The organism is Meridianimarinicoccus marinus (genome assembly GCF_040689105.1).
In the GTDB taxonomy this organism is placed as follows: domain Bacteria; phylum Pseudomonadota; class Alphaproteobacteria; order Rhodobacterales; family Rhodobacteraceae; genus Meridianimarinicoccus; species Meridianimarinicoccus marinus.
Window position 1 is genome coordinate 1 of the sequence record NZ_JBFBVU010000060.1, and the last position, 7,960, is coordinate 7,960.

Here is a 7,960-nt window from a genome sequence, read left to right on the forward strand (position 1 = left end):
AGGCGCCCTGCGTGGCAGACACGGCGGCTGGCGGTGCGGCGGAAGAGGTCTCTGGAAGCGGCTCGATCATGAACATCTCGTATCCTGCTCGATCTGCGATGCAAAGCTCTGGTGCCCACAAAACGGGTCAGAGCGGAGAAAGTCGCTGACGGAAATAACCGGATTTAGGGCCAATGCTATGCCTCGGGTTGTCGCAAGCGCCGGATGCAACCGGCACTCGCCCAGACGGTGGTGTCAGCGTGTGTCGGCCGTACCGACGCGGATCTCGTCGCCGATGGTGATTGTCATCAGGTCCTCGCCGATCTCAAGCGGGCCGTCATAAGTCGTGCGTGTCAGGGCCAGAACGTCGTCGGTCGTCGGCGCAGCGCCCGGAGAACCGAGCAGAACGAAGTGTGAGAAGACCGCAAGCCCCGGTTCTGCCGAGGCAAACACCTCGCCGACTTCGTTGGCCAAGGTATGGTGCCCCATTATTGCCTGGATCGGAGGCCTGTTGGCGATGGCTTCTGCGGCCATGGCGACCTGGTGAACAAGCAGGTCCGCCCCTGTGGCGGCTTCGATCACCGCGTCGTCCTTCTTGGTGTCGCCGCTGAGCACCACCGAGTGATTGGCGTAGTCGATCCGGTAGCCGACGGCGGGCTTGATCTTTTCACCGTGGTTGACCGTAAAGGCGGTGACGGTCACGCTGTCCTCGTCGAAAACCACACCATCTTCGGAGAACTCATTGAGGTCAAATGCGACCCCGGCGGCGGGCAGGTTCTGATCGGCGATGCGGATCTGGATGTCGTCACCGTAGGCCATGGTCAGACCCTCTGTCAGTTTTGACAGTCCCGTGGGGCCGGTGATGCGGAAAGGCTCGGAATTGGCGCCATAGGGCACCAGCCAGGAGGTCAGCCAAAGGTCGGGAAGGCCGATTACATGGTCTGAGTGGTAGTGAGTGACAAATACCTCGTCCACGTCGCCGGGCAGAAGGCCGACCTGCCACAGGCGCTGGGTCGCGCCGCGGCCAATGTCGAACAGCAACAAATGCCCACCAGCCGAGACCAGCGTGGAATAGCCGAACCGCGTCAAGACCGGTGCCGGCGTGCCGGTGCCAAGAAGCGTGACGACCATATCGGTTCCGGTCGCGGTGACGCTGTCAGCCTGGGCGACCAGGGGCAGCTGTGCCGTACAAAGGGTGGCAAGGGCGGCAGCAATGGCGGGCAGACGTCGCTTCTGTCTCGGTGTCATGATCTTCCTCCTGTTGCGGTGTTGTGCCTTGTCACGTCAGGGCCACGGTTTTTGTGGACAGGCCGACGTTCAGGGCGATGGACCCTTCATTGATCATCCAGCGACGCATCACATAGGTTCGGGCTCCGGACATGTGCATCGGATCCTTGTCGGCGAGCGCACGTGCTGTTTCCAGACCGTCCGCGCGATAGATGATCAGTCCCATTCCTTGCATCTGCTGGCCACTTTCGTCGGACATGGGGCCGGCAAAGGCGAGACTGCCGTCACGCTCAAGCTGCCCCTGGTAGGCCAGATGATCGGGCAGGGCGGCCTTGACGTCTTCGGGGGCTTTCGCTGGCGCGGATATCGCGACGTAGAGTTCCAACGCCAAAGCCCCGCGTGACTTGGCTTCTGCCTTGTAATCCGCCCACGCAACCATGGTTGGTCTCCCTCTAAAAAATCGATATTAGTTGACATCCTGTGAAATAGTAGGCAGAAACTGGTCATCTGACAAGGAAGAAGTACATGCGATATCTGGTTGGCTCTGACCATTCTGGCACAGCGGTGTACGCTGTAGGCGGCGATACAGCGGTGAATCTGACCGCGCTGAACCCGGCAATCGGGGGCGATCTCATAGGGTTGATCCGGGACGAATCCTTGATGGAATCGATTGCCGGAGACCTTGCCGACGCCCCGCGTATTGCGGTCGATTCAATTGTTCCTGCCCTGCCCGTTGCGGCGCCGGGCACAATCATCTGCCTTGGCCTGAACTACACCGACCACATCAAGGAAGGGGGGTACGACATCCCCGACTATCCGGCGCTGTTCATGCGCGGTCGAAATTCGATCATGGCCGCCGGCGCGCCAATGGTGCGTCCGAGCTGTTCGGAAAGACTGGATTACGAGGCCGAGCTGATGCTGATCGTCGGAAAGGGCGGTCGGCATATTTCCGAAGCCGACGCGCTGGATCATGTCTTTGGTTATACAGTGTTCAACGACGGCTCGGTTCGCGACTACCAGCGCAAGACGCATCAATGGACTCCCGGCAAGAACTTTGACAATACCGGTGCGATCGGACCGTTTGTCGTGACGCCGGATGAACTGCCCCAGGGTGCTGCCGGTCTGAAGATCGAAAGCCGGGTCGGGACCGAGATCCTTCAGTCTTCCAACACAGGTAACATGATCTGGTCGGTGGCACAGACCATCGCCACGATATCCGAATACACCACACTGGAACCCGGCGATCTGATCGCCATGGGCACACCGCCGGGCGTCGGCCATGCCAAGAAGCCCAATCCGCGCTGGCTCAAGCCCGGAGAGGTCGTGGATATCGAGATCGACGGCATCGGGATCTGTTCCAGCCCCGTCATCGATGAAAGGGACCGGCCCGTGAAGGTGGCCGCAGAATGACCGCGCCGGTAGGCAAAGCGCTGGAAGTGGCGCGAGCCAAGGCGCAGGCCGATGTCCGTGAATTAAGGCAGCGGATTGGGCGCCTGTCTGACGACGCGATCGATCTGGTGCTGCGCAGCGCCCGCTCGCACTATGCGTGGACGGACAAGCCGGTCAGCGAAGAATTGCTGCACGAGTTGTTCGAGATCATGATCAATGGCGCCACAAGCATGAACACGCTGCCGGCCCGCTTCGTCTTCGTGAGGTCCCCCGAGGGCAAGGCGCGTCTGGCCAAATCCCTCAAGGCAAAAAACATCGACAAGATGATGGCCGCGCCGGTCACGGTGATCGTGGCTTATGACGTGGAGTTCTGGACGCATTTGCCGTTCCTGTTCCCGCATGAAGATCGCCGCCCGCATTTCGAAGGCAAGCCCGAGCATTGCGAGACCACAGCGTTTCGCAACGGCACGCTGCAGGGCGCGTACTTGATGATCGCGGCACGTGCGCTTGGTCTGGATGTGGGCGCGATGTCGGGTTTTTCAAACGCGATCGTGGATGAGGAGTTCTTTGCGGGCACCCCCCTGAAATCGAACTTCCTGTGCAATCTCGGCTACGCGGACGAAACTGCCTTGTTCCAGAAGTTGCCACGTTTCTCGTTCGATCAAGTCTGCAGCTTTGCCTGAAGGTGAGGAGGCCATGGCAATAAAAACGAAAACTGTCGTGACCTATCGGACGACAGCGCAATGTCCGACACATGCGCGCACGGAAATTCCCGTGCGCGACCTGCAGGTGGTCATTGATGAGCCGATTGAGCGCGGCGGCACCAATCTGGGCCCCTCGCCAACCGAGGCCGCAATGGCGTCCCTGATCGCCTGCACCAATGTGGTTGGCCACAAGAACGCCCGCCGCCTTGGTATTGATCTGGGCGAAGTGACCATCGATGCGGCTGCCAAGTTCGACCGGCGCGGTGTCCTGATGGAAGAGGAAATTGACCTGCCCTTTCCCGCGATTGCCCTGACGGTGAACTGCACCACGTCGGCGAGCCAGCAAGACCTGGACCGCGTCGGTGCCGAAACCGCAAAGTACTGTGCCATTGCCAAACTTTTCGCTGCGGCGGGGACAGACCTGACGGTGAACTGGGTGAAGACTGACTAAGCAACCGGGCGAAACGCCCGATTTTCTGGGAGGAAAATGAATGATCAACTGGACCAAACGCAGCCTCATGGGGGCGGCCCTGGCGGGCATGACCGCGATGCCTGTCGTCGCGCAAGAAACGATTTCTGCGGTCGTGATCGACGGCTACCCCGACCGCTCGCTCTGGGTGCGGGAATTCAGCAATTTCTTCATTCCCGAAGTCGACCGCCGCCTGGCCGAGAACGGCAACTACGTCATGGACTGGCAAGAAAACTACGGCGGGTCCATCGTGAAGCCGCGCGGAGTGCTGGAAGGCATTCAACTGGGACTGGGCGATATCGGGATCGTCACCACGATCTTCCATTCGTCCAAACTGCCTAGCCAGGGGATTTCCGCCGTGACGCCTTTCGTGTCGTCGGATGCACGCGCCGTGGCAAAGGCCGTCGACGAGATCGCCCGCGAATTCCCGACAATGCAGAACGAATTTGCCGCCCAGAACCAGGTCTACCTGGCGACTGGTGTTGTCCTGGACAGCTATCAGGTCTTTTCGTCGTCCGAAGTCGCCAGCCTCAAGGACCTTGAGAACAAGAAGATCGCGGGCGCGGGCATGAACCTGCGCTATCTCGAAGGCATCAATGGTGCCGCCGGGGTCCGTGGCGGCCTAACCGATTTCTACAACATGGTGCAGACCGGCCTGGTCGATGCTGCCATGCTCTGGCCCGAAGCCGGTGCGACGTTCAAGATCTCGGAAGTCGCCCCCTACATGCTGAGCGCCGATCTGGGCGCGGTGAACACCAAGACGGTCACGGTCAACCAGGACTACTGGAATGGCCTGCCCGGCGAAGTGAAAGGCGTGCTGCAAGAGGTCGCCATCGCGTACCGCGATCACTTGGCAGGCATTGCCATGGACATCGCGGCGGAATCCGAAGCGGCCTATATCGCGGCTGGCGGCACCATTGTCGAAGTTTCGGACGAGGACCGCGCCGCCTGGGCGGCAGCGATGCCCAACATTGCGCAGGAATGGGCCCAGACCCTGAATGATGCGGGAGAACCCGGCAGCGACATGCTTGCAGCCTATCTGGCCAAGCTGGAAGCCGAAGGCTTTGTCGGCGTGCGCGACTGGTCCCAGCCCTGATCCCTTGGCGATCCGACAACTGAGGCCGACAACATGCTGAAATACGTGACGCTCGGCCTGAGCCGGGTCGCCAATGCTCTTGCGATTGCTGCCAACGCCATCGGAACCCTCGCGGTTCTGGCGTTGGTGGTCATCCTCAACATCGATGTCATTGCGCGGGGGGTCTTCAGTTCCCCGCTCAAGGGCACCTACGAAATCGTTCAATTCTCGGTGGTGTTCATCGTCTTCCTGCAACTGGCCGACGTGGTGCGGGTTGACCGGCTGACGCGCTCGGACGGGTTCCTGAACCTGTTGCACGACCGCAGGCCGCGCCTGACCTCTGGACTGCGGCGGATCATCAACGCGGTCTCGGCCATCTTCATGGCGCTGATTGCCTACATCATGTTCCCCGAGTTCCTGCACATGTGGGAAACGCAGGACTATTTCGGCGTTCCGGGGCTGTTCACCCTGCCGTGGTGGCCGGTGAAACTGGTGATCGCGCTTGGCTGTGCGCTGTCCTGCGTGATTTTCATCCTCAAAGTTGTCTCAGCGCAGGATCGGCCGCAATTGGTCCGCGTTCCCGAACATGACGAGCCCAAAACATGAGCCCGATTGAAATTGGCCTGATCTCGGTCGCCGCGATCGTTTTTCTGATCTATGCCGGGGTCTATATCCCCGTAGCCTTGGGGATGGTGTCGTTCATCTCGATCTGGTTGATGCGCGACAACTTCACCCTGGCGCTGAACCTGCTGAAAGTCGCCGTTGGCGATTCAGCGATGGAATACAGTTTCGCCACAATCCCGCTGTTCACCTTCATGGGGCTGATCGTCTCGAAGGCCGGATTGGGCAGGGACATCTACGAAGTGATGACCTTGCGGTTTCGCAAGGTGAAGGGCGGCATCGGCATGGCGACGGTTGGCGCCAATGCCGTCTTCGCCGCGGTGACCGGATCCTCGATTGCCTCCGCCTCGGTCTTCACCAAGGTCTCGGTGCCGCAGATGATCGCCCAGGACTACAACCCGCGCTTTGCGGTGGGCGTGGTCGCGGGATCCTCGGTGCTGGGGATGATCATCCCGCCCTCGGCGATGCTGATCATCTATTCCTTCGTGTCCGAGCAATCGGTGGGCGACATGTTCCTGGCCGGCGTCATCCCCGGCATCATGCTGGCCATTGCCTATGTGGGGGCCATTTGGCTCATGGGCCGCTACACGCCCGGTTTCGTCGGCGGCCGCATGGTCGAGGACACCGAATGGATGTCGGGACGGGAGATTGCGTCCAAGACACTCCCGACGGTCTTCCTGATCACCATCGTTCTGGGGGGCATCTACACCGGCTGGCTGACCGCGGTCGAGGCCGGAGCCGCCGGTGCATTGGTGGCGCTGGTCATCGCCCTGGTGCGCCGCTCGATGACTTTGCGGACCTTCTGGGATGCCCTGCTCGAAACTGGCCACATCACCGCGGCGATCCTGTTTCTTATCACCGCCGCCTCGATCTACAGCCGGATGCTGGGCATGGCAGGTCTGCCGAACCAGTTGCAGGATCTGCTGGCCGGGAGCGAGGCATCGTTCTGGGGCATCATGATCCTGTATATCCTGCTCATGCTGTTTCTGGGCACGCTTCTGGACACCGCCTCGATCATCCTGATTGTGGTTCCCTTGTTTCTGCCGTTGGTCGAAGCCCTTGACATGTCGCTGATCTGGTTTGGCATCGTCACGGTTGTGGGTGCGGAAATTGGGCTGCTCACGCCGCCCCTGGGGATCTCGTGCTTCGTGATCAAATCGACGCTGAATGACGACAGCATTTCGCTCAAGGACGTGTTCATGGGCGCGCTGCCCTTCGCCTTCGTCATGCTGTTCATCCTGCTGATCCTGATCCAGTTCCCTATTCTCAGCCTTGCTCTCATCTAAGGAGACATCCGATGCGCAACGTCACCAAAGACAACATCACAGACGTATTCAAAGGCTATCTGGCAGACGACATGGCGCCCCGGACGCGCGAGGTCATGAGCGCGCTGGTCCAGCATCTTCATGACTTCGCGCGAGAGACCAACCTGACCCACGACGAATGGCGTCACGGCATCGCGTTCCTGCAAGGCTGCGCCGCAGTTGAAACTGAGGACAGGCACGAGTTCGTTCTGGCCTCGGATGTTCTGGGGCTGTCGTCACTGGTGGACATGCTGCATTCCCAGGACGACGCGACGTCTTCGTCGGTGCTGGGTCCGTTCCATGTTTCGGGGGCCCCGCCGCTGGCGGTTGGCGGCGACATGAAGCGCGACTTCGGCGGGCCGGTGTTGCTGGCGGAAGGGGTGGTGCGCGATACCGATGGCAATCCCATTCCGAACGCCGAGATCGATATCTGGCAAACCGCCCCGAATGGTCTTTATGCCAGCCAGGATGAAAACCAGGACACCTACTCGTTTCACGGCCTAATGACCGTCGGTGTGGATGGCCGCTATGCGTTCACGACTGTCAAGCCGGTGGAGTATACCGTGCCGTCAGACGGTCCGGTCGGTGAAATCCTGCGGGCCTGCGGCCGTCACCCTTGGCGGCCATCTCACCTGCATTACATCGTGAAGGCACCAGGGTTCCGGACGCTTGTAACGGAAATATTCCCCGACGATGATCCTTATCTCGACGAGGATACGGTCTTTGGCGTGCGCGAAGATCTGGTCATGACTTATGTGGAGAAGCCCGCGAGCGAGTTCCCCGATGGGATGGAATTGTCAGGTAAGATCGATGCGCCGTTCCTAAATGTGGAATTCGACGTCATCCTCGCGGCTGAAGAGAACTAGAGACGCTCTCGACCACGTATTGTGGGGGCGGGAACGTCACGTCCGGCGCGGTACTTGTCGCCAACGCAGCCAATCCCGCCCGAACAGTACATTATGGAAAGGGCCAACGGATCGCCCCGTCGGCCCTTGTTTGCTGCATCACCACCGGCGACAACTCTGCCCGCCGCGTCTGGGCCTATTCCTGCATCGCATCCGGGGTTTCGGCCAGAAAGGTCCCGGTCTTTTGGTAGTGCTCCAGCAATCGCTCGCAGGCCAGGTCGGCGTCCCGCGCGACGGCGGCATCCAGAATGCCCTGGTGTTCCCCGGCCACGTCGCGGCGAATGTAC

General features: G+C 60.5%; 9 protein-coding genes. 7 read left to right on the plus strand and 2 right to left on the minus strand.

Annotation, left to right across the window (positions count from 1 at the left end; genetic code table 11):
* Nucleotides 1-234 precede the first annotated feature (234 nt).
* Together AB0T83_RS19850 and AB0T83_RS19855 are read right to left on the minus strand one after the other, a co-directional pair.
* Nucleotides 235-1,227 carry an MBL fold metallo-hydrolase gene (locus tag AB0T83_RS19850; RefSeq protein ID WP_366194939.1) on the minus strand — a complete coding sequence of 331 codons (993 nt, stop codon included), beginning with the start codon at nucleotides 1,225-1,227 and terminating at the stop codon, nucleotides 235-237.
* A gap of 31 nt (nucleotides 1,228-1,258) precedes the next feature.
* Entirely contained in the window at nucleotides 1,259-1,645 is a 387-nt protein-coding gene (locus AB0T83_RS19855; RefSeq protein WP_366194940.1) for a YciI family protein, read from the minus strand.
* Nucleotides 1,646-1,731: 86 nt separating this feature from the next.
* On the opposite strand from AB0T83_RS19855, the gene AB0T83_RS19860 reads away from it, so the two are divergent.
* Genes AB0T83_RS19860 through AB0T83_RS19890 form a run of 7 tightly spaced genes read left to right on the plus strand, consistent with a single transcriptional unit; the run spans nucleotide 1,732 to nucleotide 7,634 of the window.
* Nucleotides 1,732-2,616, plus strand: coding sequence for a fumarylacetoacetate hydrolase family protein (locus AB0T83_RS19860; RefSeq protein ID WP_366194941.1), 885 nt, complete (start codon nucleotides 1,732-1,734; stop codon nucleotides 2,614-2,616).
* Complete coding sequence (locus tag AB0T83_RS19865; RefSeq protein WP_366194942.1) at nucleotides 2,613-3,278, plus strand: malonic semialdehyde reductase; 666 nt, start codon at nucleotides 2,613-2,615, stop codon at nucleotides 3,276-3,278. Before AB0T83_RS19860 ends, AB0T83_RS19865 begins: the two co-directional genes overlap by 4 nt.
* A 37-nt stretch (nucleotides 3,279-3,315) precedes the next feature.
* On the plus strand, nucleotides 3,316-3,750 hold the full coding sequence (locus AB0T83_RS19870; RefSeq protein WP_366194943.1) for an OsmC family protein: 435 nt from the start codon (nucleotides 3,316-3,318) through the stop codon (nucleotides 3,748-3,750).
* A 40-nt stretch (nucleotides 3,751-3,790) separates the two neighbouring features.
* Complete coding sequence (locus AB0T83_RS19875) at nucleotides 3,791-4,864, plus strand: C4-dicarboxylate TRAP transporter substrate-binding protein (protein ID WP_366194944.1); 1,074 nt, start codon at nucleotides 3,791-3,793, stop codon at nucleotides 4,862-4,864.
* Between the two features lie 33 nt (nucleotides 4,865-4,897).
* A complete protein-coding gene (locus AB0T83_RS19880) occupies nucleotides 4,898-5,449 on the plus strand; it encodes a TRAP transporter small permease (protein WP_366194945.1) in 552 nt (183 codons plus the stop codon).
* Nucleotides 5,446-6,750, plus strand: coding sequence for a TRAP transporter large permease (locus AB0T83_RS19885; protein ID WP_366194946.1), 1,305 nt, complete (start codon nucleotides 5,446-5,448; stop codon nucleotides 6,748-6,750). The genes AB0T83_RS19880 and AB0T83_RS19885 overlap by 4 nt, the downstream gene beginning before the upstream one ends.
* A gap of 11 nt (nucleotides 6,751-6,761) precedes the next feature.
* Nucleotides 6,762-7,634: a dioxygenase family protein gene (locus AB0T83_RS19890; RefSeq protein ID WP_366194947.1), complete on the plus strand. Its 873-nt coding sequence runs from the start codon at nucleotides 6,762-6,764 to the stop codon at nucleotides 7,632-7,634.
* Nucleotides 7,635-7,960: the final 326 nt, after the last annotated feature.

Coding starts and splice junctions, on each gene's coding strand:
- AB0T83_RS19875 (WP_366194944.1), top strand. CDS start 3,791: ATGATCAACTGGACCAAACGCAGCCTCATGGGGGCGGCCCTGGCGGGC.
- AB0T83_RS19850 (WP_366194939.1), bottom strand. CDS start 1,227: ATGACACCGAGACAGAAGCGACGTCTGCCCGCCATTGCTGCCGCCCTT.
- AB0T83_RS19855 (WP_366194940.1), bottom strand. CDS start 1,645: ATGGTTGCGTGGGCGGATTACAAGGCAGAAGCCAAGTCACGCGGGGCT.
- AB0T83_RS19880 (WP_366194945.1), top strand. CDS start 4,898: ATGCTGAAATACGTGACGCTCGGCCTGAGCCGGGTCGCCAATGCTCTT.
- AB0T83_RS19890 (WP_366194947.1), top strand. CDS start 6,762: ATGCGCAACGTCACCAAAGACAACATCACAGACGTATTCAAAGGCTAT.
- AB0T83_RS19865 (WP_366194942.1), top strand. CDS start 2,613: ATGACCGCGCCGGTAGGCAAAGCGCTGGAAGTGGCGCGAGCCAAGGCG.
- AB0T83_RS19860 (WP_366194941.1), top strand. CDS start 1,732: ATGCGATATCTGGTTGGCTCTGACCATTCTGGCACAGCGGTGTACGCT.
- AB0T83_RS19885 (WP_366194946.1), top strand. CDS start 5,446: ATGAGCCCGATTGAAATTGGCCTGATCTCGGTCGCCGCGATCGTTTTT.